This is a genomic window from Sphingomonas lacusdianchii (assembly GCF_022664395.1).
GTDB classification, from domain to species: domain Bacteria; phylum Pseudomonadota; class Alphaproteobacteria; order Sphingomonadales; family Sphingomonadaceae; genus Sphingomonas; species Sphingomonas lacusdianchii.
Genome location: NZ_JAKRET010000002.1, coordinates 173,740 through 198,525 on the forward strand (window position 1 = coordinate 173,740; position 24,786 = coordinate 198,525).

Below are 24,786 nucleotides of genomic sequence, written 5' to 3' on the forward strand. Positions count from 1 at the left end.
TGCTCCGCTAGGAGCTTCTCATGTCGAGCTGCCGGCTTGCCGTGCTGTTGAGCGCCGGATGGCTCGCTTTCGCGGGCCCGGCGGCGTTCGCGCAGGAAACGCCGCTCGATCCCGATGCGCCGATGACCGACCTGCCCGATATCGGCGTGGCGTGGCCCGACCTGTCGACCGCGCCCGCCGATCCCGACGCGACCGCCGGTCCGCAGCGTGCCGGCGGCGAATTCCGCTATAATTACCGCATCACCGGCATCGACGGCATCAATACCGACCTGTTTCGTCAGCGGTTCAACGAACTCTCGACGCTCCGCGCCAATGAGGGCGACCCCGCCAACGCCGCGCAGATCGATCGCCGCGCGCGCGAGGACGCCCGCCTCCTCGACGAACTGCTTCGCAACGAAGGCTATTTCGACGCGCGTATCTCGACCAGCGTCCGCCCGGAAGGCGACAGGCTGATCGTCTATCTCGAGGTCGAACCCGGCCAGCTCTACCGCTTCGCGCAGGTCCGCACGCCGGGCATCGCCGCCGCGGGTGACAAGGCACCGGAACTGCGCGACGCCTTCCCGATCAAACCCGAAACCCCGGTACAGGGCGACAGCGTCGTTGCCGCGCAGGACCGGCTGACGCAAACGATCGGCCGCGAAGGCTTTCCCTTTGCCAAGGTCGGCGAGCCGGAGATCACCGTCGACCACGCCACTCGCACCGCGACGCTCGACATTGCGGTCGCGCCCGGCGGCGAGCGCCGCTTCGGCCGGATCGTCACCGCGCCCAACCGCATCTTCGACGGCGACCATGCGCAGGACATTGCGCGGTTCAAGCCCGGCGAAACCTATGATTCGACGCTGGTCGACGATCTGCGCCGTGCCATCGTTCAGACCAGCCTCGTGTCGCAGGTCCGCCTGACCCCGGTCGAGGGGACGACGCCCGGCACCGTCGACCTGAACCTTGCCATGGAACCCGCCCCGCCGCGCACCATCGCCGGCGAAATCGGCTATGGTACCGGCGAAGGCGCGCGGGTCGAGGCGAGCTGGACGCATCGCAACCTGTTCCCGCCCGAAGGGGCGCTGACGCTGCGCGGCGTGCTCGGCACGCTCGAACAGGTCGCGGCGGTGACGTTCCGCCGCAACAATTTCCATGGCCGCGACCGGGTGCTGACGGCGCAGGTCGCCGCGACCCACCTGGTCCGCAACGCCTTCGAAGCGAACACCGTCTCGCTCTCGGCCGGGCTGGAGCGGCAGACGAATATCTTCTTTCAGAAGACCTGGACCTGGTCGCTCGGCGGCGAACTGGTCGCGACCGACGAACGCGACGTCATCGCCGCCACCGGCGAACCGCGCCGCCGCACCTATTTCATCGGTGCGCTCCCCAGCAGTCTGAATTATGACGGCTCGGACGACCTGCTGAATCCGACAAAGGGTTTCCGGCTGGGCGGGCGGATCAGCCCCGAATTGTCGCTGCAGGGGCAGGTGTTCGGCTATACCCGTGCCCAGATCGACGCCAGCATCTATCGCCCGGTCACCGGCCGCGTCGTGCTGGCCGGCCGTACCCGCATCGGTTCGATCCTCGGTGCCCCGCGCGATGCGGTGGCACCCTCGCGGCGTTTCTATGCCGGGGGCGGCGCGTCGGTGCGCGGCTATGGCTTTCAGGATATCGGTCCGCGTGACCCCAACAACGATCCGATCGGCGGCCGCAGCCTCGCCGAATTCTCGCTGGAGGCGCGCGTTCGCGCCTTCGGCAATTTCGGGGTCGTGCCGTTCCTCGACGCGGGCAATATCTACACCTCGACGCTGCCGCGCTTCACCGGCATGCGTTTCGGCACCGGCATCGGCGTGCGCTATTACAGCAATTTCGGCCCGATCCGCGTCGATGTCGGCACCCCGATCAATCCGCAGCGCGGCGACCCGCGCGTCGCGGTCTATGTCTCGCTGGGGCAGGCCTTTTGACCGAAGCGCCCGCCGACACCGCGCCCGGGCCGAAGCGCCGCATCGGCTGGGGCCGCCGTTTCGTGCAGCTGGTGGCGGCGATCGTCATCGCCATCGCCGGGCTGCTGGTCGTGATCGATACCGGCCCCGGCCACCGGTTGATCGCCAACAAGATCGCGACGCTCAAACCCGCCAACGGCATGCGCTATCGCATCGGGCGTATCGATGGTTCGATCTATCGCAAGGCGCGGCTGATCGACGTGCGCATCTATGATCCCAAGGGGCTGGTACTGCGCGCGCCGGTCGCCGATCTCGACTGGCGGCCCTGGGAATTTTGGTCGAACCGGCTGGCGATCACCAGCCTGACCATCCCCCGCGCGATCCTCGCCAAGCTCCCGCAGCCCAACCCGACCGGACGCAAGAGCCCGATCCTGCCGAGCTTCGACATCCGTATCGGCCGGCTGAGCGTCGAGCGGCTCGAACTGGCCAAGGCGGTGACCGGCACCGCCCGGGTCGGCCGCCTCGCCGGACAGGCCGATATCCGCTCGGGTCGCGCGCTGGTCGACCTCGCGCTCGACATCGCCAATAGCGACCGACTGCGCCTCCGCCTCGATGCCGAACCCGATCGCGACCGGTTCGATGTCGACCTGCGCGCGCGCGGCGTCGCCGACGGCCTGCTCGCGACCGCCAGCGGCATCCGCCGGCCCCTGTCGGTAGAGGTATCGGGCGACGGCCGTTGGGCGGCATGGGACGGGCGTGCGGTCGCCGATGCCGGCCGCGCCCGCCTGCTCGACCTGACGCTCGGCGTCCGCGCCGGCCGCTATACGCTCGGCGGCACGCTCGCCCCCTCGACGCTGTTGCAGGGCAAGCTGCAGCGCCTGACCGCCCCGCAGGTCCGCGTCACCGGCAGCGCGACCTTCGCCAACCGGCAGATCGACGGCGTCCTCGCGCTGCGCAGCCCGGCGCTGGCGCTGGAGGCCGACGGCATTGTTGATCTCGGCACCAGTGCGTTCCGCGACCTGCGCCTGCGTGCGCGCCTGCTGCGCCCGACCGCGCTGTTCCCCAACATGACCGGCCGCGATATCGAACTGCGCGCGATCCTCGACGGCGAATTCGCGACCGCGCGCTTTGACTATCGCCTGCGCGCCGCCCGACTCGCTTTCGACCAGACCGGTTTCGAGCAAGTCGTGGCCGCAGGGCAGGGGCGCTTTTCGAAGGCACCGGTGATCGTCCCGGTCCGGCTGGCGGCGGCGCGGGTTACCGGGGTAGGCGATGTCGCGGGCGGCATCCTGCGCAACCTGTCGGTCACGGGCAAGCTCGCGGTCGGCACGCGCACGCTGGTCGGCAACGACCTGATCGTCCGCTCGGACAAGCTCAACGGCCGGATCATGCTGACGCTCGACCTGACCACCGGCCGCTACGAGGTCGGGATCAGCGGCGCGCTGCAACGCTATCTGATCCCCGGCCTCGGGCTGGTCGATGTCCAGACCCGGCTGACCGCGGTGCCGATCCCCGGCGGCGGTACCCGCATCGTCGGGCGCGGACTGGCGCAGGTTCGCCGGCTCGACAACGGCTTCTTCCGTTCGCTGACGCAAGGGTTGCCGCGCATCGAAACCGGGCTGGAGCGCGGCAGGGACGGCATTCTGTACCTGCGCGGCCTGCGCCTGACCTCGCCCGGCCTGACCCTCAGTGGCAACGGCTATCGCCGCCGCGACGGAACCTTCCATTTCGAAGGCAGCGGGCGGCAGGCGACCTATGGCCCGGTGCAACTGGTCCTCGACGGCAATATCTCCAAACCGACGCTCGACCTGCGTTTCGCATCGCCCAACGCCACGCTGGGTCTGGCCGACGTCATCGCCCATCTCGATCCCACGCCCGAGGGTTTCGCCTATCGCGCCGCCGGTGGATCGCGGCTGGGACCCTTCACCGCCAATGGCCGCATCCTGTTGCCGAGCGGCGGCACCGCGCGCATCGCCGTCGACGAACTGGAGGTCAGCGGCACCCGCGCCAACGGCGCGATCGATATCGTCGAGGACGGCTTCCTCGGTCAGTTGAACGTCGATGGCGGCGGCATCGCCGGCACCATTGCCTTCCGTCCGCAGGGCAGCGACCAGCGCATCGATATCGCGCTCGACGCGACCCGCGCCCGGCTGGGCGCCGCCGGCATGGTCCGGCGCGGCCGGCTAGAGGCGGGCATCGTGCTGGCGGAGGGCGGCACGACCCTCGACGCGACCTTCACCGCGCAGGGCTTTCGCCGAGGGCAATTGTCGATCGCGCGGCTGGCCGGCAGCGCGAAGCTGGTCGACGGCGTCGGCGAGGTCCGCGCCGCCATCGCCGGATCGCGCGGCCGCGCCTTCTCGATCCAGAGCGTGACGCAGGTCGCCACCGACAGCTATACGATCTCCGCCGAGGGCACGCTCGACCGCCGCCCGCTCAAACTCGAAACCCCGGCGGTCCTGCGCCGCGAAGGGGAAGGCTGGCGCCTCGCCCCGACACGCTTCAGCCTCGCCGGCGGCACCGCCACGGTCGGCGGTGCGTTCGGTGCGACTGCCAGCGAACTGACCCTCGACGTCGCGCGCATGCCGCTGGCGGTGCTCGATATCGGCTATCCGGGGCTTGGCCTGGGCGGCACCGCATCGGGCAAGATCGCCTATGCGCTGACCGGCGATACGCCCAGCGGCCGGGTCGACATGATGATCCGGGGCCTCAGCCGGTCCGGGCTGGTGCTGTCGTCGACCCCGATCGATGTCGGCATCGCCGCCGTGCTCGACGCCAATCGCGCGGGGGTGCGCGCGGTGATGGCCAGCGGCGGCAAGACGATCGGCCGCGCCCAGGCCCGGCTGGCGCCGCTGGGGCAGGGCGACCTCGCCACCCGCATCGCCAACGCGCCGCTGATCGCCCAGCTTCGCTATGGCGGCCCCGCCGATACGCTGTGGCGGCTGACCGGCATCGAATTGTTCGACCTGTCCGGCCCGGTCGCGGTCGGTGCCGACGTGTCCGGGCGCCTTGCCGACCCGCGCATCCGTGGCGTCGTCCGCTCGAGCGGCGCGCGCATCGAAAGCGCGATCACCGGCACCGTGCTGACCGGCGTCGAGGCGCAGGGCCGCTTCGACGGATCGCGGCTGGTGATCGATCGCTTCGCCGCCAGCGACGGGCGGCAGGGGCGGGTGACCGGCACCGGCGCATTCGAATTCGCCTCGGTGCGCGGCTTCGGCATCGACCTGTCGCTCAACGCCGATCGCGCGCGGCTCATCAACACCGATTCGATCGGCGCGACCGTCACCGGCCCGATCGCGATCCGCAGCGACGGCGCGGGCGGCACCATCTCCGGACAGGTGCGGATGGACGGCAGCCGCTATCGCCTCGGCCGCGCCACCGCCACCGCGCCGCTGCCGCGCCTCAATATCCGCGAGATCAACCGCCCCGATGGCGACGACGAGAGCGCCGCCGCCGTCGTGCCGTGGAAGCTCGACCTGAAAGCCCGCGCCCCGGGCGGGCTGATCGTCACCGGCCTCGGCCTGACCAGCGAATGGTCCGCCGACCTTGCCATCACCGGCGAGCCGACCAATCCGATCATCAACGGCCGCGCCGATCTGGTCCGCGGCGATTATGAATTTGCCGGCCGCGAATTCCGTGTCGATCGCGGCGTGTTGCGCTTCAACGGCGAAAGCCCCGCCGACCCCGCGCTCGACATCGTCGCCGCCGCCGACACGCAGGGGTTGAACGCGACGATCCGCGTCGCCGGCACCGCGACCCGCCCCGAAATCAGTTTCCAGAGCGTGCCGGCCCTGCCCGAGGACGAACTGCTGTCGCGGCTGCTGTTCGGCACCTCGATCACCAATCTGTCGGCGCCCGAAGCGTTGCAACTCGCCGCCGCCGTCGCCGCGCTCCAGAATGGCGAGGGTGGTCTCAACCCGATCAATGCCGTCCGCCGTGCGGCCGGCCTCGACCGCCTGCGCATCCTGCCCGCCGATCCGCAGACGGGGCAGGGGACGTCGGTCGCGGCCGGCAAATATCTGACGCGGCGTTTCTATGCCGAAATCGTCACCGACGGGCAGGGCTATTCCGCCACCCGCATCGAGTTCCAGGTGACCCGCTGGCTGTCGCTATTGGCGTCGATTTCGACGCTGGGCCGCCAGAGCACCAACGTGCGCATTTCGCGGGACTACTAGTCCCCTCGACTCACTCCGTTCGGTTCGAGCAGCTTCGAGCTTGTCGAGAAGCGTCCGTCGAGAACGCGCCACCGCCCTTTCCTACAAACCGGCGGACGGTCAGAATGCCCGCGCTCTTTGACACGTCCAGCCCATCAATGCCTTCTCGACGTTGCTCGAAGCAAACGGGGGAAAAGTTACTTACGCAGGAAAGCCACACACCGCACAAACCGTGCACGAATGTGAACTTCGTGAACTTTGACCCGCTCAAACCACCGCGCGCACCGGCACGGCCGCGCTGTACAGGCTCTTGCCCGCCTCGTCGCGCAGGTCGAACGACAACAGGTCGCCCGCCACCTGCACCATGCCGAATCCGGCCGCCGCGCGGCAGAAGCGCGTGCCTTCGACCGGCGATACCGGCCGCGCCTCCATGCCCCCGCCGCACTGGATCATGTCGATCCCGTCGCGGCGGATATGCTGCAGGTCATGGTCGTGCCCGGCGATATAGGCCTGCACACCGTGCCGATTCAGGATCGGTAGCACCTGCGCGATGATCTCCGGCTGATCGCCATGGCCGCTGCCGCCCGAGCGGATCGGATGGTGGCCGGTGACCAGCTTCCATTTCGCCCGCGACTGCGACAGCGCATGGTCGAGCCACGCCAGCTGCGCCTTCGTATCCTGCGACCGGGTATTGCTCCCGATCAGGCCGTCATTGTCGCGATAGCGCCCGACGAAGGGCGAGGTGTCGATCGCGAACAGATCGGCATCGGCGCGGACCAGCGCCGCATCGGCGACCTGATAATAGCGCGCCGGCATCCGCCACCGCTTGCTGCGCGTCGCATAGTCGAGCTGCGCCTGCGGATTGCCGCGATAGTCATGATTGCCGAGCAGGGCATACCACGGCACCTGCAACGCCGGGTGAGTATAGACCCCCTCGAACACCGACTGCCATAGCGGGTCGTCGACCGACGCCACCCCGTCGCTGTAGAAATTGTCGCCGATCGCCAGCACGAAGTCGCTCCGCGCCGCCGCCGCCGCCCGACCCATCGCCGCCGCGACATGATGCTGTTCCGGCGTGTCGCGGCCCCAGTCGCCGAGCACGGCGAAGGTCGCGCCTTTCGGCTGCTTCTCTCGCGCCGCGGCGGCGGGCGGTACGGTCAGCCCGGCGGCCCCGACGGCGAACCCGCTCAACAATGTCCGGCGGTCGAGAAGGATGGTCATGCGGGCAGGTCCTGCTGGCGGGTTGGTGGGAAGCGATAAGACACGGGGATGTGACGTTTCTGTGGCAGGCGCTGCGGTTGCGGTCGGTGGCAGTGTCGCCTGAACGTAACCGCCGGATCTCTGCCGCGCGCCGATGGGGACTTTCGATCGAACATGGTCGCCCGCACTCTTCGACGCTTTTGGCGTCTTTTCCTTCTCCCGGCGGGAGAGGGTGGGAACGGCCCAGCCGCGAAAGGGTGAGGTGATTCTTCAGCGGTTGCCGCCGAACCCCGACCGCGCGAGCCGTCGGTCCCGGTCAAGCCTCAACGGGCAAGGAAAAAGGCGCCGGGATCGCTCCCGACGCCTTTCTCATCTCTGCGCGACGTGGCCAAGCCACGTCGTCGGTCCTCGCCCTGAGGCGAGGCCGGCCGACAGCGCGTATGGCGCTTTGCGCCACCGGCTGTCGGCACGACAGCCTTACGCGCTGTAGTACATGTCATATTCGACCGGGCTCGGGGTCATTTCCCAGCGAGCCACTTCGCCGCGCTTGATCTCGATATAGGCTTCGATCTGGTCCTTCGAGAACACGTCGCCCTTCAGCAGATAGTCGTAATCGGCTTCGAGGCTGTCGAGCGCTTCGCGCAAGCTACCGCACACGGTCGGGACCTGCGCGAGTTCTGCCGGCGGCAGGTCGTACAGGTTCTTGTCCATCGCCTCGCCCGGATGGATCTTGTTCTGGATGCCGTCGAGGCCGGCCATCATCAGCGCCGCATAGGCGAGATACGGATTGGCCATCGCGTCGGGGAAGCGGACTTCGACGCGCTTCGACTTGGGACCCGTGCCGTACGGGATGCGGCACGATGCCGAACGGTTGCGCGCCGAATAGGCGAGCAGCACCGGCGCTTCGTAACCCGGGACCAGGCGCTTGTAGCTGTTGGTCGTCGGGTTGGTGAAGGCGTTCACCGACTTCGCATGCTTGATGATGCCGCCGATGAAATACAGGCACATGTCCGACAGGCCGGCATAGCCGTCGCCGGCGAACAGCGGCGACCCGCCGTTCCAGATCGAGAAGTGGGTGTGCATGCCCGAGCCGTTATCTTCCTTGATCGGCTTCGGCATGAACGTCGCGGTCTTGCCATAGGCATGGGCGACCTGATGCACGACATACTTGTAGATCTGCATGCGATCGGCGGTCGTGGTCAGCGTGCCGAAGGTCAGGCCCAGTTCGTGCTGCGCGGCGGCGACTTCGTGGTGATGCTTGTCGCAGGGCAGGCCCATTTCGAGCATGGTGCTGACCATCTCGCCACGGATGTCGACGGCCGAGTCGACCGGTGCGACCGGGAAATAGCCGCCCTTGGCGCGGGGACGGTGGCCCATATTGCCGGCTTCGTACTCACGACCCGAATTGCCCGGCAGTTCGATGTCGTCGATCTTGTAATAGCTGGTCGAATAGCTGTTCTCGAACCGGACGTCGTCGAACATGAAGAATTCGGCTTCCGGGCCGACATAGACGGTGTCGCCGATGCCGGTGGTCTTCAGATACGCCTCGGCGCGCTTCGCGGTCGAGCGCGGGTCGCGGGCATAGAGTTCGCCGGTCGACGGCTCGACCACGTCACAGAAGATGACCAGCATCGGCGTCGCCGAGAACGGATCGGTATAGACCGCGTCCAGATCAGGCTTGAGCACCATGTCGGACTCGTTGATCGCCTTCCAGCCCTCGATCGACGAACCGTCGAACATCAGGCCGTCGGTCAGCTCGTCCTCGCCCAGGATCGACGCGACCATGGTGAGGTGCTGCCACTTGCCCTTGGGATCGGTGAAGCGAAGATCGATCCATTCGATCTCCTCGTCCTTCACGCGCTTCAGGATGGTGCTGGCGGAAGTAGCCATCGAAAACTGCCCTTTCTGATTAAACCCCGCATTCCGACGCAACGTATCGTGCCGGAACGCCCCTCGATTCGAAACTTTGCTGCGCTGCGTCAGATCGCGTCGTCGTTGCGCTCACCCGTGCGGATGCGCAAGGCGGTCTCGACCGGAATGACGAAAATCTTTCCGTCGCCGATGCGGCCGGTCTGTGCGGCGGCCGCGATCGCCTCGACGACGCGTTCGGCAAGGCTGTCCTCGACCACGACTTCCAGCTTCACCTTGGGCAGGAAGTCGACGACATATTCGGCACCGCGATACAGTTCGGTATGGCCTTTCTGCCGGCCGAATCCCTTGGCTTCGGTCACGGTGATGCCGCTCACGCCGACTTCGTGCAGCGCCTCCTTCACCTCATCCAGCTTGAACGGCTTGATGATGGCCTCGATCTTCTTCATGCGCCTTGCCGATCCCCTCGGACACGGCCGGTCTGGCCGTTTACGTCCCGTTAAACAAAGATTGTGCCAACCGGCGATTCGCCTCGGCTACGATCATCGGGGATTTGGTCGGGGGTGTCGATATTGCCCGCAGAAGGGGCAGGGTGCCGGTTTTTCGGGCAGCGATTTTGAGAAATCCTCCCCGGCACGGGGAGGGGGACCATGCGCAGCATGGTGGAGGGGGGCCTCCTCCTCCACGACGGTTGCGTTTTGCGGAAACCCCCCTCCACCAGCCTGCGGCTGGTCCCCATCCCCGTGCCGGGGAGGAATTTACAGATACGGCGGCTTCGTGTAGCCCTTCGGACTGAGCGTAAAGATCTCGCAGCCATCCTCGGTAATGCCGATCGAATGTTCGAACTGCGCCGACAGCGAGCGGTCGCGGGTCACCGCCGTCCAGCCATCGTCGAGCATCTTCACGTCGGGCCGGCCGATATTGATCATCGGCTCGATGGTGAAGAACATGCCCGGCCGCAGCTCCGGCCCGGTCCCTGGACGGCCGGCATGGATCACTTCCGGCGCGTCATGGAACAGCCGGCCCAGGCCGTGGCCGCAGAAATCGCGGACCACGCCATAGCGGTGCGATTCGGCATTGCGCTGGATCGCGTGCGCGACATCACCCATCCGGTTGCCGGGCTTCGCCTGTTCGATACCGATCATCAGGCATTCATAGGTCACGTCGACCAGCTTGCGCGCCTTGATCGGCACATTGCCGACCAGATAGGTGCGGCTGCTGTCGCCATGCCAGCCGTCGAGCAGCGGGGTGACGTCGATATTGGCGATGTCACCGTCCTTCAGCGTCCGGTCCGACGGGATGCCATGGCATACGACATGGTTGATCGAGATGCAGGTCGAATGTGCATAGCCGCGATAGCCGAGCGTCGCGGGCACCGCGCCGCCCTCGCGCATCAGGCGGAAGATGATCGCGTCCAGCTCGGCAGTGGTGACGCCCGGTACGACATGCGGCGTAATCTCGTCGAGAATATGCGCGGCCAGCCGCCCGGCGCGGCGCATCCCTTCGAACCCGGCGGCATCGTGCAGCTTGATCGCGCCGGTCCGGGCCAGCGGCATATCGGTGGTGACGGTCTGATATTCGGTCATTACGCCCATATAAGCGAGGAAGTGGTGCTAGGCGAGGGTGGGCCGCCACGCTATGTCCGCGCGCATGACCGACCGCATCTGGACCGCCGCTTTGATCGTCATCGGTGACGAAATCCTGTCCGGCCGGACGCAGGACAAGAATATCGCGCAGTTGGCCAGCTGGCTGAACGTGCAGGGCATAAGGCTGGGCGAGGTCCGCGTCGTCGCCGATCGCGAGGAAGCGATCGTCGAGGCGGTCAACATCCTGCGCGCGCGCAACGATTATGTCTTCACCACCGGCGGCATCGGCCCGACCCATGACGACATCACCGTCGACTCGATCGCGGCGGCGCTGGGCGTGCCGGTCATCGTCCATCCCAAGGCACGCGCGATCCTCGAAGCCTATTACGAGACGCGCGGCGGCTTGACCGACGCCCGGTTGCGCATGGCACGGGTGCCCGAGGGCGGCGACTTGATTGAAAACCGCATGTCGGGAGCGCCGGGCATCCGTATCGGCAACATCTTCATCATGGCCGGCGTGCCGCATATCGCCGCCGCGATGCTCGACAGCCTTACGGGCACGCTGGAGGGCGGCCGGCCGGTCGTCTCGGCGACGCTCGGCTGCTGGGTCGGCGAAAGCGAGGTTGCCGACATCCTGCGCGACGTCGAGCGCGCGCATGACGGCGTCGCGATCGGCAGCTACCCGTTCTTTCGCGAAGGTCGCACCGGCGCGAACTTCGTCGTGCGCGCCACCGATACGGCCGTGGTCGACGCGTGTATCGCCGATCTGGCCGAGCGGTTGCGCACCGCCGGGCGCGAGCCGGTGACTGGCGGAATCTGAGCGAAGCCCAGTTGCAAGGCCGCCGTCCTCCCGATATGTCGGACTAATAACCCATCAGGAGAGCGACGTTGGCTAACGCCCCGACCCGCATCGCGTTGGCCGGTATCGGCAAGATCGCGCGCGACCAGCATATCCCGCACATTGCCGCCAGCCCCGATTTCGAACTGGTCGCCGCCGTCACCGGCCACAGCGCGCCCGAGGGCGTGCCCGGCTTCAGGACGATCGCCGAGATGATGGCATCGGTGCCCGATGTACAGGCGATCTCGATCTGCACCCCGCCGCGCGGCCGGCTGAACCTGATCCAGCAGGCGCTCGACCACGGGCTCGACGTCATGATCGAAAAGCCGCCCGCCGCGACCCTGTCCGAGGCGCAGGCCTTTGCGAAGGCCGCCGAAGCGGCCGGCAAGCTGTTGTTCGCGACATGGCATTCGCGCGAGGCCGCCGCCGTGGAGCCGGCGCGTGCATGGCTCGCCGAGCGCACCATCCGCCGGGTCGAGGTCAATTGGAAGGAAGACGTCCGCGTCTGGCATCCGGGACAGGCATGGATCTGGGAACCGGGCATCGGCGTGTTCGATCCGGGCATCAACGCGCTGTCGGTCATCACCCGTATCCTGCCGCGCCCGTTGCTGCTCGACGCCGCCGAACTACGCTTCCCGTCGAACCGTGACGCGCCGATCGCCGCCGATCTCGACTTCACCGACACCGCCGGGGTGCCAGTGCGAGTCGAATTCGATTTCGACCAGACCGGACCGCAGACGTGGGACATCGATGTCGAAACCGACAACGGCCATCTGAAGCTGTCGATGGGCGCATCGCAGATGGCGGTCGACGGGGTCGCGGTCGACGTCGGCGACGAACCCGAATATGCCCGCCTCTATCGCCGCTTCGCCGAATGCCTGCGCGACCGGGTGAGCGACGTGGACCTGTCGCCTTTCGTCCATGTCAACGACGCGTTCCTGCTGGGCCGCCGGGTGACGGTGGGGGAATTCAGCGAGTAACGACCGGTCCGCGCGCCATCGCATCGGCGATGGCGTCGCGGGCGCGGCCGGCGACCGCCTTGCGCCCCAGTCCGGCCGGATCGAACGGCGGCAGGAACTGGATCGTCAGCCCGATCCGGCCCGGTCGCGCGAGGATACGCGCGGCATTGGTCGTGCCCGGTTCGTCGCCGATCCACGCGACCTCGTGCGCATCGCCGTAATCGAGATAGACCGGCTGCACCCGCAGGCCCGGCGGCGGCGGATCGATCGCACCGAGCAGCGCGGCCTTGAACGGCAGCAATTCGCCCGGATGTGCCGTCGTCCCTTCCGGAAACACCGTCACCGGATGATCGGCGAGCAGCGCCTGCCGTAGCGTATCGATCTGCCGCGCTACCCCCAGCCGGTCGCCGCGGTCGACAAACAACGTGCGGTTGAGCGTACACAGCCACCCGACCAGTGGCGCATCGCGCAATTCGCCCTTTGCGACGAACGCGCTGCCGCTGGCCCCGGCAATGGCAAGAATGTCGATCCAGCTCTGGTGATTGGCGAGATACAGCACGTCGCGCGCGACCGGCGTGCCGATCACGGTCGTCCGTACCCCCACCACCCGGGCAATCGCTCCGAGGAAGCGCGGTGGCCATGGCGAGCGCAACCGCACCATTCGCCAGAGGCCATGCAGTATCAGGTAGAGAAGCAGTGTCGCCAGCATCGCTGCCGCACGCGCCGTCAATCGCAGGCGCGCGCCGGGCGACATGCGATCAGCCCTTGCGTTCGAGGCTGACGCCGTAAAGTTCCATACGGTGATCGACGAGGCGGAAGCCGAGGCGCTCGGCGATCTGCTTCTGCAGCAATTCCAGTTCGGGATCGACGAACTCGATGACCCGCCCGCTTTCGACGTCGATCAGATGGTCGTGATGCGCTTCGGGTGCCGGCTCGTACCGGGCGCGCCCGTCGCCGAAATCATGGCGGTCGAGAATGCCGGCCTCTTCGAACAGGCGGACGGTGCGATACACTGTCGCGATCGAAATGCCCGGATCGATCGCCGATGCCCGCTCATAGACCTTCTCGACATCGGGATGGTCGTCGGCTTCGGACAGCACGCGTGCGATCACGCGGCGCTGTTCGGTGATGCGCAGCCCTTTTTGTTGGCACAATGCTTCGAGGTCGATCTTGCGGGGCATGCGGTCCTGTACGTCCAGAGGAGGTGCGCCGACACTAACGCGCCCTGCCGCCGAGTGAAAGCCGCTAAGTGGCGTCGGGGCCGTCATCGGTCCGAACCGACGCGGCCCCGCGCGGATCAACGCGTGCGGCGTTGCGTGCCCAGACCGATTTTCTTCGCCAGCGTGCGACGCTGTTCGGCATAGTTGGGCGCGACCATCGGATAGTCGGCGGGCAGGTTCCACTTGGCGCGATATTGTTCGGGCGTAAGATTGTAATGCGTCATCAGGTGACGCTTGAGCATCTTGAGCTTCCGTCCATCCTCCAGACAGACGATGAAGTCGGGCTTCACCGACGCGCGCACTGGCACCGCCGGTTCGGCGGGCGGGGCGACGGGTTCGGCCGGCGTGCCGAGGTCGTTCAAGGCGTCGTGTACGCTGCGGATCAGGACGGCGATATCGCCGACATCGACATGATTATTCCCGACATGCGCCGCCACGATGTCCGCGGTCAGGGCAATGAGCGTGTCGTCGCGCTCCGCGTGGATGTCCATTCTATTCCCTCTTTACTCAACCGCCCGAGCGGTTCCCGCCTGATATCGGACCAGAATGGAGGCGGTGCAACAATATTCCCGACTTTTTTAGAATATCGCCGACGTCATTCAGCCTCTGTTACATTTTCGCCGGAACGGGGTCGGAAAGCGATCGGACATAGGTATGGGCGTCAAACCGTTCGCCGCTGCGACCGCCATAATAGTTGCGACGTTCGCCGCATTTGACGAAGCCTTCGCCGACATATAACCGCGTTGCATCGTTCCCGGCGCGCATCTCCAGACAGACACGCACCGCACCCCGCGACCGCGCTTCGGCAACCGCGCGTTGCAGCAGCGCCCGCCCGATCCCGCAGCCGCGCCGGTCGGGCAGAACCGCGAGCAACAGCAATTCGGCGTCGTCGGCGACCGTCCGCGTCAGCGCGAAACCCGCCAGGCCGTCCGCATCCTGCGCCAGCGTCAGCCAGACTCCCGGCAGCGACAGCATGCCAAGGCATTGCGAGGCCGTCCATGCCTCGCCGAAGCGCGGGTCGAACGCCGCCTGCATGACGCGGTCGACCGCGTCGACATCGGCGGCACTGCCCGTCGCCAGCGCGATGGCGCTCCGCACGTCGCTCATGCGCGTACGCTCGGCACTGCATCGGGCGCCCGGCCATAGAGCGGGGCGGGGGGCAAGCTGCGCTGTTCGGCGCTCAGCAATATCGCATCGGCAGCGTCCGGCAGGCGATCGCAGGCGGGCAGGGCGGGGTCGATCGTCCGCAACCGGGCAAGGCCCTGACCGACCACGCGCCGGCCGTGCAACGCGGCAACGGCATCGTCCGGTTTGCGGGAGATGGCGGGGCCATCGGCGATCAGCGCACCGTCGAATCCCTGCTGGAACACTTCACCATGGCCGCCGTCGAGCACCGCGACGATCGCATCGCCGGGCTGTTCGGCCAATGCGGCGGCGGCGATCGATGCCAGCGACGAATAGCCATGCACCGGCACGCCCCAACCGATGCCGAGTCCGCGCGCCGCCGCCAGCCCGACGCGGACGCCCGTGAAACTGCCCGGCCCGCAATCGACGAGGATCGCATCGGCGCGGCCGTGGCCGGGTAGTCCGGCAATGATCGGCACCAGTCGTTCGGCATGGCCGCGCCCGACCACGACATGGTCGCGCGCGATCACCGCGCCATCCTCGATCAATGCCACCGAACAGGCGGCAGTGGCGGTTTCGATGACGAGCGTCCGCACGTACGCGTCAGACGACCCGGTTGAACTTCGCGAAATCGGGCCGGGGCGACCGCGGGTGCAATGTGTTCCTGTCGCCATAGCCGAGCGTCGTGATGAAATTGGCATGGACCGATGGCGTGTCGGCAAAGAACGCCTTGTCGACCGCGCCGGCATCGAACCCCGACATCGGTCCGGTATCCAGCCCCAGCGCGCGCGCGGCGAGGATCAGATAGGCACCCTGCAACGACGAATTGCGGAATGCCGATGCCTGCCGCAACTCGGCATTGCCGTCGAACCACGATTTGGCGTCGGCATGCGGGAGCAGTTCGGGCAGATACTGGTGAAACTCGGTATCCATGCCGATGATCGCCGTGACCGGCGCGGCGCGGATCTTGTCCGGGTTCGTGCCGGTGGCACATGCCGCCAGCTTTTCCTTCGCCTCTGCCGAGCTGCACCACAGGATGCGTGCGGGCAGCTGATTGGCGCTGGTCGGACCCCATTTCATCAGGTCCCAGATCGCCTGAAGATCGGCGTCGGTCACCGGCCGGTCGGTATAATGATTGAAGGTCCGCGCGCTGCGGAACAGGGTATCGAGCGCCTGATCGTCGAGCTTGGCCATTAGACTGCACGAACCTCCGTGACTTCGGGAACATAATATTTGAGCAGTTGCTCGATCCCGTTCTTGAGCGTCGCACTCGACGATGGGCAACCGGAACAGGCCCCTTGCAGCTGCAGATAGACCTTGCCCTGGTCGAAGCCGCGATAGACGATGTCGCCGCCGTCATTGGCGACCGCGGGGCGGACGCGGGTCTCGATCAGTTCCTTGATCTGTTCGACGATATCGGCATCGGCAGGATCGTCGGTGAAGCTCGTCTCTTCGGCCGGTACCGAAAAGCCCGCGCTCCCGGTCGGGTTGAACAACGGCATGCGTCCGCCGAAATGATCGAGCATCAATGCCAGCACATCGGGCTTCAGGTCGGCCCATTCGCTACCCGGCGCCTTGGTCACCGACACGAAGTCGCGGCCGAAGAAGACGCCGACCACATCGCCCAGCGCGAACAGCTGCGTCGCGAGCGGCGATGCCTCGGCCTCTTCGGGGCTGGCGAAATCGCGGGTGCCCGCGTCCATCACGACCTGCCCGGGCAGGAACTTCAGCGTCGCCGGATTGGGCGTGGATTCGGTCTCGATCAACATGGCGCTCATTTGGCGTCCGGCGGACAAGGGATCAAGGGCAGGACATGGAAACGCTCCGTTGATGGGGAAGCGCGGCGCGTTGCCTCGATCGTTACGCTCCTGTACGAGCCGGCAACTGCAAGAGGGGAAGGCACCCGTGATCGAGACGCATCTGGCGAAATTGCGCGCGCGCGACACGATTTCGGTGGAGGAGGAACGGGTGATCCGTGACTCGCTGGGGGAGGTGCGCTCGCTGCCGACGCAGCATACCTGCATCCGCGCCGGCGAACGCCTGCATTCCAGCACGCTGTTGCTGGAAGGATTAATGTGCCGGTACAAGGATTTGCCAGGCGGTGATCGGCAGATCACCGAACTGCATGTCGCCGGCGACTTCCTCGACCTGCACAGCTTCTCGCTGAAGCAGCTCGACCATAATGTCATGACCCTCACGCCGTGCCGGGTCGTGCTGGTCCCGCATGCGAAGCTGAAGGACATTACCGAACAGCATCCGCATCTGGCACGCGTCTACTGGTTCCTGACCGCACTCGATGCCGCGATCCACCGCGAATGGGAATTGTCGCTCGGCCGGCGCAGCGCGATCCAGCGTATCGCGCACCTGATCTGCGAATTGCGCGTCCGGCTGGGACTGATCGGGCAGGCCGATGACGATGGCTTCGGACTGCCGCTGACGCAGGCCGACCTGTCCGATTGCACCGGGCTGACCCCGGTGCACGTCAACCGGACGCTGCGCGACCTGCGGGAGCGTGGCCTGATGGATTTTCGCGGGCGGCGCGTGACGATCACCGACCTGCCGGGATTGCAGGCGATCGCCGAATTCGACGATTCCTACCTGTATCTGCGTCGCGAAGACCGCTGATACCGAAACTGAGCGGACGCTGAACGGCGGAACCCCGACAGCTTTATATTTCGCGCCGTTTGTCGATACTGGTCGGGGCGTTGCAACGACGCTACACCTTGGCGCATGGCATTTCCGTTCCGCTTGGCCACGGGCGCGTTTTCGACCCTGGCCCTGATCGCCGCGCCGCTTGCTGCGCAGACCCCGCCCGCATCGCCGGCCCCCGTCCGCCAACTCCCCCCGCTCGAACCGGTGGCGCAGGGGCCGGACACGCCATGGCTGTTCAAGGGTAGCGACATTCCGCCCGACCGGTCCTGGACCTATGGGGTACTGTCCAACGGTCTGAAATATGCGGTGCGCAAGAATGGCGTACCGCCGGGGCAGATCGCGATCCGCGTCGCGATCGGCGCCGGCTCGCTCATGGAAACCGACAGCGAACGCGGCTTCGCCCACCTGATCGAGCATCTGTCGTTCCGTGGTTCGGCCTATGTCCCCGATGGCGAATCGAAACGGGTGTGGCAGCGGCTCGGCGTCACCTTCGGCTCCGACAGCAACGCATCGACCAGCTTCACGCAGACGGTCTACAAGCTCGACCTGCCATCGGCGACGCCCGCCGGCCTCGACGAGAGCATGAAGATCCTGTCGGGGATGATGACCGAACCGACGCTCAGCCAGGCGGCACTCGACGCCGAGCGGCCGGTCGTCCTGTCCGAACAGCGCGAGCAGCCGGGGCCGCAGGTGCGGCTGGGCGATGCGACCCGTGCGCTGTTCTTTGCCGGACAGCCACTCGCCGACCGCTCGCCGATCGGCAATGTCGATACGCTGCAAGCCGCCACCGCTGCCAGCGTCAAGGCGTTCCACGACCACTGGTATCGTCCCGACCGCGCGATCATCGTCATCGCCGGCGACGCCGATCCGGCGATCCTCGAAGCGATGGTGAAGAAGCATTTCTCCGCTTGGGCCGGCACAGGCCCGGCACCGGCCGAGCCGAAATTCGGATCGCCCAAGGCCGACGAACCGGTCGCGGCGACGGTCAGCGAACCGACCATCCCGACGCTGTTGCAGATGGCGGTGCTCAGGCCGTGGACGGTCGGCGACGACACGATCGTGTTCAATCAGGAGCGGATGATTGACCAGATCGGGTTGCGGATACTCAACCGGCGGCTGGAGAGTCGGGCGCGCAGTGGCGGCAGTTTCATCTCCGCGGGCGCCAATCTCGACGACGTGTCGCGATCGGCGAACATCACGCAGGTGTCGATCCTGCCGCTGGGCGACGACTGGGCGGCAGCTTTGCGCGACGTGCGACAGGCGATCGCCGATGCGATCCGCACCCCGCCGACCCAGGCCGAGATCGACCGCGAGGTCGCCGAGATCCGCGCCGGCATGGAAAACGAGGTCCGTACCGCGCCGGTGACGGCGGGCGCGCTGCTCGCCGATAATCTGATCGCCGCGACCGATATCCGCGAGACCGTGGCCGGGCCGGAAACGTCGCTGCGTATCTTCGAAGGCGCGGTGACCAAGAAGTTCTTCACCCCCGCCCGGGTGCAGGCGGCGACGAAGAAGGTGTTCGAAGGGACCGCCACCCGCGCGCTGGTCAACACCCGCACTCCCGATCCGACGACGCTGGCGAAGCTGACCGCCGCGCTCAACGAAAAGGTCACCGGCACCAACGCGAAGCGCGGCGGGCAGGCGGCGATCGGCTTCGATCGCCTCGCCCCGCTCGGCAAGCCCGGCACGATCGCCACGCGCAGCATGGCGCTCCCCGATCCGCCGGTCGAGCGCGTCGACTTCGCCAATGGATCGTCGCTGCTGCTGTTCCCGAACGAGTCCGAGACGGGCAAGGTCTATGTCCGGGTCCGCTTCGGCCGGGGACTGAACGCGCTGCCCACCGATCGCCGGACCCCGGCCTTCGCCGCCGATCTCGCGCTGGTCGCCTCGGGCATCCAGACGCCGAAAGGCGTGCTGGGGCAGGAGGAACTCGACCGGCTGACCGGCGGGCGGCAGATCGGATTGTCGTTCGGCATCGACGACGACGCCTTCATCATGGCCGGCACGACCACCGCCGCCGACCTGACCGATCAGTTGAAGCTGATCGCCGCCAAGCTGCAATCGCCGGCATGGGACCCCAGGCCAGTGGCGCGGGCGCGGGCGGTGATGCTCGCCAGCTACGACGCGCTGGGTGCTTCGCCCGACGGCGTCATGGGCCGCGATCTCGAAGGACTGCTGCACGCCGGCGACGCACGCTGGGTCAGCCCCGACCGCAAGGATATCGAAGCGCTGACCCCCGCCAGCTTCAAGGCGTTCTGGGCGCCGCTGCTCGCGACCGGCCCGATTGAGGTGCAGGTGTTCGGCGACGTCCCGCAACAGGCGGCGATCGATGCAGTCGCCGCGACGATCGGGGCCATGACCAAGCGCCCGGCGGATACCAGCCCGCCACCGTCGGTCCGATTCCCCGAACATGTCGCGCAGCCGGTGACGCGCACCCATGGCGGCCAGCCCAATCAGGCGGCGGCGGCGATCGCATGGCCGACCGGCGGCGGCAGCGCCGGCCTGACCGAAAGCCGCAAGCTGGAGGTGCTGGCGGCGGTGTTCCGCGACCGCCTGCTCGACCGGCTGCGCAGCCAGGCGGGGGTCAGCTATTCGCCGAACGTCGACAATAACTGGCCGGTCGGGCTGCCGGGCGGCGGGCGGATCATGGCGATCGGCATGGTGCCGCCCGACCGGACCGGCTTCTTCTTCGACCTCGCGCGCGAACTCGCCGCCGATCTGGTCAAGACCCCCGTGCCGGCCGATGAACTCGACCGCGCCAAGCTGCCGGTGATCCAGCTGATCGCCCGCATGTCGAGCGGCAACATGTTCTGGATGAACCAGACGCAGGGCGGTACCCGCGATCCGGCCCGGCTGGCGGCGATCCCCGGCATCATCAACGACATCCGCGGCACGACGCCCGAGGAATTGCAGGCACTCGCCGCAAAGTACCTTGTCCCCTCCAAGGACTGGTCGATGGCTGTGGTCCCGGAGAAGAAATAATCCTCCCCGCGCTGCGGGGAGGGAGGCCATCCGCAGGATGGTGGAGGGGGGGCGTCCACAGGCGTCCCCCTTCGTTACAAGAAGATCGGTTCACGCGAAGGCGCGAAGGCGCAAAGTAGAGTTGGTTCGCGCAGAGGCGCAGAGGCGCGGAGGGGTTGCGTGCGTTGCTCGATCGCCCGCGTAAGCGGCCTTAGCACTCCGCTGTCCCGTCGCGGACGGTCTCCCGTCCGTAAAGCGCCTGCCCGGAACGCAACCCCTCCGCGCCTCCGCGCGAACCCCTTCCTCTACTTCAAGGAATCAGGCCGCCGCCCGCCGCCGCACCGGCGCGCCGGCCATCACCGCCAGCCCCCAGATCGCAAATCCGCCCAGCGCCAGCCCGGCCCCGACGATCCCGGTGGAGGTCCAGCCATAGCCGGCAGCGATCGCCAGTCCGCCCGCCCATGGCCCGATCGCATTGGCGGTGTTGAACGCCGAATGGTTGAGCGACGCGGCAAGGCTCTGGCCGTGCTCGGCAATATCCATCAGCCGCGTCTGCAGCACCGTGCCGAGCGCACCGCCGATGCCGATCAGGAACACGATCACCAGCATCGACCACAACTGCCCCGCCGCCAGCGGATACAGCGCCAGCGTCGCCGCGCTCCACAACAGCAGCCCGCCCGCGGTCGGCATCAGCGCGCGGTCGGCGAAGCGTGGCACGACCAGATTGCCGACGGTCATGCCGATGCCGAATACCGCCAGCACCACCGGCACCATCGCCGCACCGGCCCCCGTCACCTCGATCAGCGTCGAGGCAAGATAGGTATAGACCGCGAACATGCCGCCGAAGCCGATCGCGCCGATGCCGAGCGTCAGCCACAACTGCCCCGAACGCAGCACGCTCAGTTCGGCAAGCGGGCTGGCCGACCGGTCCGGCCGGTCATGGGGGGCCATCCATGCGACCATCGCCATCGTCGCCGCCGCCAGCACCGCGACGACGCCGAAACCCCAGCGCCACCCGATCGCCTGTCCCAATGCATTGGCGAGCGGCACACCGACGATCGTCGCGGTCGTTAGCCCCAGCATGACCCGCCCGACCGCCTGCGTCCGCTTTTCGGCCGGAACCAGCGACGCCGCGACCAGCGCCGCGATCCCGAAATAGGCACCATGCGGCAACCCGCTGAAGAACCGCGCCACCAGCATCGCGTCGTAATTCGGCGCGAGCGCGCTCGCCGCATTGGCGATACCGAAACACGCCATCAGCGCGATCAGCACCGTCCGCCGCGCCATCCGCGCGGTCAGCACCGCCAATAGCGGCGCGCCGACCACCACGCCCAGCGCATAGGCACTGATGACATGCCCCGCCGTCGGTTCGTCGATGCCCAGCCCGGGCGCGAAGAAGGGCACGAGGCTCATCGTCGCGAACTCGGTCGTCCCGATCGCGAAACCGCCGAGCGCAAGCGCAAGGTGGACGAGGGCAGGGTTACGGGTCACGGGCACGCTCCTTGCTGCGACGCAGCATTTCACAGCGGGCCATATGGGAGGGGATGGCGATCGATCAACCGGTCAAACGGCTATCCATACGTATTCGTCATTTTAGGGCCTTGAGGATGCCTTGGGCGGCTTCACCGTAGAAGGAGCTAATATCGAACCACAATTCGCGATCTTTGCCATCGGCATCGGTACCCATCAGCATGTCGAACATCCTCCCATCCTGTTCGATCAGCGCCTGCCCACGAGTTCGCACGCCGAGCTTGCGGGCGATCTGATATTCTTCGGCGACGCTGTCGACCTTGTAGGCGGTTGCCGCCGACGCGCCATCACGACCGACATTCGCCTTTTCCAGCCGACGCGGCAGTCGTGGGTCGACCAGTTCGGCCGGCGTTCCGGTGAACGCGAGAAGGAGAGCCAGCAGCATGATTTTTTCCCCCGGTTTTTGCGAAGGCTGTCGCAAGCGGGTCTTGCCGTCAATCGGGAAGAGTGATGCTATCGCAAGTTATTCCATTTTAAATCAATGTCGTACGTCGGTGTGCGTTTCGACGCTGCAACAGTGGGATCTTTGCAAAGAGCTTGTGCCAATCCCCGAGCCCTCGCGTGCCTCCGCGAAGGCGGGGGTCCAGAGCCACGCAAAATCAAGGCTTGCGAATGCGGTCCTGGGTCCCCGCCTTCGCTGGGACACGATATAGCGGACTTTCGGCAAGGGTTCGCAAGAGCGGGACCCCGGATCAAGTCCGAGGTGACGATCTGGCTGGTAGGTAACGCCTTCGCCTTTCCGATCGCCGCCAGCCCACAAACGTCTTTCCTACAGCCCGGACCGCATGCGATGCCCGAGGCGCACTCTGTCTCACCATCGATCCCGCATCGCCGCCCTCGCCAGCCGAGCGCGCGCCGCGCAACATGCGCGCGAGTGTGAACTTCGTGAACTTTGGCGCCGCGTCACCCCCGGTACAACGCGTCCAGCCGTTCGCCATACACGTCCTTCAACACATGCCGCCGGATCTTCAGGCTTGGCGTAAGTTGCTGATTTTCGATGGTGAACGGTTCGTCGGCGATGATGAAGCGGCGGATGCGTTCGGTGACCGACAGGTCCTTGTTGACCCGCTCCACCGCCGCGCCCAGCGCCGCGCGATAGTCGCTGTCCTCGCGCAGTCGGGCGAAGTCGCAGCGCGCGCCGCCCTTCGCGCAGAATTGCTGGGTCCAGTCGGCATCGGGCACGATCACCGCGACCATGTAGGGCCGCCGGTCGCCGACGATCATCGCCTGCGCGATTTCGTCCTGCAGGGTCAGCATCCCCTCGACCTTTTGCGGCGCGACATTGTCGCCCTTGTCGTTGACGATGATGTCCTTCTTGCGATCGGTGATGCGGATGCGCCCCCGGTCGTCGATCTCGCCGATGTCGCCGGTGTGCAGCCATCCGTCCTTCAGCACGCGCGCGGTCTCGGCCTCGTTGCGCCAATAGCCGTGCATGACCAGCTCGCCGCGCACGAGGATCTCGCCGTCCTCGGCAATGCGGACTTCGGTATCGGCGAGCGGCGGGCCGACCGTGTCCATCTTGACCCCCGCCGCCGGGCGGTTGCACGAAATGACCGGCGCGGCCTCGGTCTGGCCATAGCCTTGCAGCAGGCACAGTCCCATCGAGTCGAAGAAATTACCGATATCGGGATTGAGCGGCGCGCCGCCCGACACCATCGCCTTCAACCGCCCGCCGAAGCGTTTGGCGACTTTGGGCTTGAGCAGCGTGTCGACCAGCAGCTTGGCCGGACGGTCGGTCAGGCGCGGCCCGCCTTCGCGTGCGCCGATCTCGATCGCCCGATCGAGCAGCCACGTCGACATGCGTCCCTGCTTCTGGATGCCCTTGGTAATGCGCGCCCGCAGCACCTCGAACAGGCGCGGGACTACGACCATCAGCGTCGGGCGCACTTCCTCGATATTGCCCGCCAGCTTGTCGAGCCCTTCGCTGTAATAGATCTGCCCGCCCAGCGCGATCGGGAAATATTGCCCGCCGGTATGTTCATAGGCGTGGCTGAGCGGTAGGAACGACAGGAACACCTCGTCGCGCCAACCGAAGTCCTCGGCGATGACGACGCAGCAGCCATTGACGTTGTGCAGGATCGCGCCGTGATGTTGCATCACGCCGCGTGGGGACCCGCCGGTCCCGGAGGTGTAGATGATGCAGGCAAGGTCCTCGCGCTGCATATCGGCCGCGGCCGCGACCTGCGCTGGATCGGCCGGATGCCGCGCGATCAGATCGTGCCAGTCGTGGAATTCCAGACTGCCCTGCTGCGCGGTCTTCATCGGTTCGATCGTGATGATCTTTTCCGACGAATTGGTCGCGCGCAGCGCGGCGGGCAGGACGGTGCGCGCCAGCTTTTCGGTCGACACGATGATCGCGCAGGCGCCCGAATTCTCGATGATATGCCCATGATCGCGCACGGTATTGGTGACATAGGTCGGCACCGTCACGCACCCCGCCGCCATGATGGCGAGGTCGGAGATGCACCATTCGGGCCGGTTCTCGCTGACCAGCATCACCCGGTCGCCGCGCTTCAGCCCGATCGCCTTCAGCGCGGTCGCCAGGGAGGCGACTTGTCGGGCCGCGTCGGCCCAACTGATCGACACCCACCCGCCGCCGGTCTTGCGCCAGAGGAAGGGCGCATCGCCGCGCTCGCTGGCCCGCGTGAAGAACATCGTGATTAGATTGGGGAATCGTTCGAGCTGCCGGACCATTCGTCATCCTTCTCCAGATGCCAGGGTGTAGGCAGACGCTACGGTCTCGGCAATGTCCGAACATGGTCCGAACGCGGGTGAC

General features: G+C 66.8%; 20 protein-coding genes. 6 read left to right on the plus strand and 14 right to left on the minus strand.

What is annotated here, in order from left to right:
• The first annotated feature begins 20 nt into the window (after positions 1-20).
• Both MF607_RS03505 and MF607_RS03510 read left to right on the plus strand, forming a co-directional pair.
• Positions 21-1,940 (plus strand): autotransporter assembly complex protein TamA, encoded by a 1,920-nt coding sequence (locus MF607_RS03505; RefSeq protein ID WP_242116067.1) that lies wholly within the window; start codon positions 21-23, stop codon positions 1,938-1,940.
• Positions 1,937-6,091, plus strand: coding sequence for a translocation/assembly module TamB domain-containing protein (locus MF607_RS03510; protein ID WP_242116068.1), 4,155 nt, complete (start codon positions 1,937-1,939; stop codon positions 6,089-6,091). Before MF607_RS03505 ends, MF607_RS03510 begins: the two co-directional genes overlap by 4 nt.
• A 246-nt stretch (positions 6,092-6,337) precedes the next feature.
• Here MF607_RS03510 and MF607_RS03515 read toward each other — a convergent pair whose 3' ends face one another.
• The 4 genes from MF607_RS03515 to map all read right to left on the minus strand — a co-directional run bounded on the left by MF607_RS03515 (position 6,338) and on the right by map (position 10,725).
• Entirely contained in the window at positions 6,338-7,291 is a 954-nt protein-coding gene (locus tag MF607_RS03515; RefSeq protein WP_242116069.1) for a metallophosphoesterase, read from the minus strand.
• A gap of 456 nt (positions 7,292-7,747) precedes the next feature.
• On the minus strand, positions 7,748-9,160 hold the full coding sequence (gene glnA, locus MF607_RS03520) for a type I glutamate--ammonia ligase (protein WP_242116070.1): 1,413 nt from the start codon (positions 9,158-9,160) through the stop codon (positions 7,748-7,750).
• Positions 9,161-9,249: 89 nt separating this feature from the next.
• Positions 9,250-9,588: a P-II family nitrogen regulator gene (locus MF607_RS03525; protein ID WP_183112272.1), complete on the minus strand. Its 339-nt coding sequence runs from the start codon at positions 9,586-9,588 to the stop codon at positions 9,250-9,252.
• Between the two features lie 309 nt (positions 9,589-9,897).
• The gene (gene map, locus MF607_RS03530) at positions 9,898-10,725 is read right to left on the minus strand and encodes a type I methionyl aminopeptidase (RefSeq protein ID WP_242116071.1); all 828 of its coding nucleotides are present in this window, start codon (positions 10,723-10,725) and stop codon (positions 9,898-9,900) included.
• 64 nt (positions 10,726-10,789) lie between these two features.
• On the opposite strand from map, the gene MF607_RS03535 reads away from it, so the two are divergent.
• Together MF607_RS03535 and MF607_RS03540 are read left to right on the plus strand one after the other, a co-directional pair.
• Entirely contained in the window at positions 10,790-11,545 is a 756-nt protein-coding gene (locus MF607_RS03535; protein ID WP_242116072.1) for a competence/damage-inducible protein A, read from the plus strand.
• A 68-nt stretch (positions 11,546-11,613) separates the two neighbouring features.
• Positions 11,614-12,543, plus strand: a complete 930-nt coding sequence (locus MF607_RS03540) for a Gfo/Idh/MocA family protein (RefSeq protein ID WP_242116073.1) — start codon at positions 11,614-11,616, stop codon at positions 12,541-12,543.
• Here MF607_RS03540 and MF607_RS03545 read toward each other — a convergent pair.
• The 7 genes from MF607_RS03545 to MF607_RS03575 form a co-directional block, all read right to left on the minus strand.
• The gene (locus tag MF607_RS03545) at positions 12,533-13,276 is read right to left on the minus strand and encodes a lysophospholipid acyltransferase family protein (protein ID WP_242116074.1); all 744 of its coding nucleotides are present in this window, start codon (positions 13,274-13,276) and stop codon (positions 12,533-12,535) included. The two genes, MF607_RS03540 and MF607_RS03545, sit on opposite strands and share 11 nt — an antisense overlap.
• 4 nt (positions 13,277-13,280) lie before the next feature.
• Complete coding sequence (locus tag MF607_RS03550; protein ID WP_056004519.1) at positions 13,281-13,703, minus strand: Fur family transcriptional regulator; 423 nt, start codon at positions 13,701-13,703, stop codon at positions 13,281-13,283.
• Positions 13,704-13,819: 116 nt separating this feature from the next.
• Positions 13,820-14,233, minus strand: a complete 414-nt coding sequence (locus MF607_RS03555; RefSeq protein WP_056454375.1) for a Ros/MucR family transcriptional regulator — start codon at positions 14,231-14,233, stop codon at positions 13,820-13,822.
• Between the two features lie 118 nt (positions 14,234-14,351).
• Positions 14,352-14,849 (minus strand): GNAT family N-acetyltransferase, encoded by a 498-nt coding sequence (locus tag MF607_RS03560; protein ID WP_242116075.1) that lies wholly within the window; start codon positions 14,847-14,849, stop codon positions 14,352-14,354.
• Positions 14,846-15,463 carry a tRNA (adenosine(37)-N6)-threonylcarbamoyltransferase complex dimerization subunit type 1 TsaB gene (gene tsaB / locus MF607_RS03565; protein ID WP_242116076.1) on the minus strand — a complete coding sequence of 206 codons (618 nt, stop codon included), beginning with the start codon at positions 15,461-15,463 and terminating at the stop codon, positions 14,846-14,848. Before tsaB ends, MF607_RS03560 begins: the two co-directional genes overlap by 4 nt.
• Before the next feature lie 7 nt (positions 15,464-15,470).
• Positions 15,471-16,061 carry a malonic semialdehyde reductase gene (locus MF607_RS03570; protein ID WP_242116077.1) on the minus strand — a complete coding sequence of 197 codons (591 nt, stop codon included), beginning with the start codon at positions 16,059-16,061 and terminating at the stop codon, positions 15,471-15,473.
• Positions 16,061-16,636: a NifU family protein gene (locus MF607_RS03575; protein ID WP_242116444.1), complete on the minus strand. Its 576-nt coding sequence runs from the start codon at positions 16,634-16,636 to the stop codon at positions 16,061-16,063. Before MF607_RS03575 ends, MF607_RS03570 begins: the two co-directional genes overlap by 1 nt.
• Before the next feature lie 136 nt (positions 16,637-16,772).
• Between MF607_RS03575 and MF607_RS03580 the strand changes: the two genes are divergently transcribed.
• Both MF607_RS03580 and MF607_RS03585 read left to right on the plus strand, forming a co-directional pair.
• Positions 16,773-17,492: a Crp/Fnr family transcriptional regulator gene (locus MF607_RS03580; RefSeq protein WP_056454362.1), complete on the plus strand. Its 720-nt coding sequence runs from the start codon at positions 16,773-16,775 to the stop codon at positions 17,490-17,492.
• 105 nt (positions 17,493-17,597) lie between these two features.
• On the plus strand, positions 17,598-20,501 hold the full coding sequence (locus MF607_RS03585; RefSeq protein ID WP_242116078.1) for a M16 family metallopeptidase: 2,904 nt from the start codon (positions 17,598-17,600) through the stop codon (positions 20,499-20,501).
• Between the two features lie 297 nt (positions 20,502-20,798).
• Here MF607_RS03585 and MF607_RS03590 read toward each other — a convergent pair whose 3' ends face one another.
• From MF607_RS03590 to MF607_RS03600, 3 genes are all read right to left on the minus strand, one after another.
• On the minus strand, positions 20,799-21,971 hold the full coding sequence (locus MF607_RS03590; protein ID WP_431311893.1) for an MFS transporter: 1,173 nt from the start codon (positions 21,969-21,971) through the stop codon (positions 20,799-20,801).
• A gap of 97 nt (positions 21,972-22,068) precedes the next feature.
• The gene (locus MF607_RS03595) at positions 22,069-22,431 is read right to left on the minus strand and encodes a DUF4919 domain-containing protein (RefSeq protein ID WP_242116080.1); all 363 of its coding nucleotides are present in this window, start codon (positions 22,429-22,431) and stop codon (positions 22,069-22,071) included.
• Positions 22,432-22,913: 482 nt separating this feature from the next.
• Positions 22,914-24,704: an AMP-dependent synthetase/ligase gene (locus MF607_RS03600; RefSeq protein ID WP_242116081.1), complete on the minus strand. Its 1,791-nt coding sequence runs from the start codon at positions 24,702-24,704 to the stop codon at positions 22,914-22,916.
• Positions 24,705-24,786: the final 82 nt, after the last annotated feature.

Bases quoted from the DNA above. Each gene is read 5' to 3' on its own strand.
- MF607_RS03505 (WP_242116067.1), top strand. From the start codon at position 21: ATGTCGAGCTGCCGGCTTGCCGTGCTGTTGAGCGCCGGATGGCTCGCT.
- MF607_RS03515 (WP_242116069.1), bottom strand. From the start codon at position 7,291: ATGACCATCCTTCTCGACCGCCGGACATTGTTGAGCGGGTTCGCCGTC.
- glnA (WP_242116070.1), bottom strand. From the start codon at position 9,160: ATGGCTACTTCCGCCAGCACCATCCTGAAGCGCGTGAAGGACGAGGAG.
- MF607_RS03525 (WP_183112272.1), bottom strand. From the start codon at position 9,588: ATGAAGAAGATCGAGGCCATCATCAAGCCGTTCAAGCTGGATGAGGTG.
- map (WP_242116071.1), bottom strand. From the start codon at position 10,725: ATGACCGAATATCAGACCGTCACCACCGATATGCCGCTGGCCCGGACC.
- MF607_RS03535 (WP_242116072.1), top strand. From the start codon at position 10,790: ATGACCGACCGCATCTGGACCGCCGCTTTGATCGTCATCGGTGACGAA.
- MF607_RS03545 (WP_242116074.1), bottom strand. From the start codon at position 13,276: ATGTCGCCCGGCGCGCGCCTGCGATTGACGGCGCGTGCGGCAGCGATG.
- MF607_RS03550 (WP_056004519.1), bottom strand. From the start codon at position 13,703: ATGCCCCGCAAGATCGACCTCGAAGCATTGTGCCAACAAAAAGGGCTG.
- MF607_RS03555 (WP_056454375.1), bottom strand. From the start codon at position 14,233: ATGGACATCCACGCGGAGCGCGACGACACGCTCATTGCCCTGACCGCG.
- MF607_RS03560 (WP_242116075.1), bottom strand. From the start codon at position 14,849: ATGAGCGACGTGCGGAGCGCCATCGCGCTGGCGACGGGCAGTGCCGCC.
- MF607_RS03570 (WP_242116077.1), bottom strand. From the start codon at position 16,061: ATGGCCAAGCTCGACGATCAGGCGCTCGATACCCTGTTCCGCAGCGCG.
- MF607_RS03575 (WP_242116444.1), bottom strand. From the start codon at position 16,636: ATGTTGATCGAGACCGAATCCACGCCCAATCCGGCGACGCTGAAGTTC.
- MF607_RS03585 (WP_242116078.1), top strand. From the start codon at position 17,598: ATGGCATTTCCGTTCCGCTTGGCCACGGGCGCGTTTTCGACCCTGGCC.
- MF607_RS03600 (WP_242116081.1), bottom strand. From the start codon at position 24,704: ATGGTCCGGCAGCTCGAACGATTCCCCAATCTAATCACGATGTTCTTC.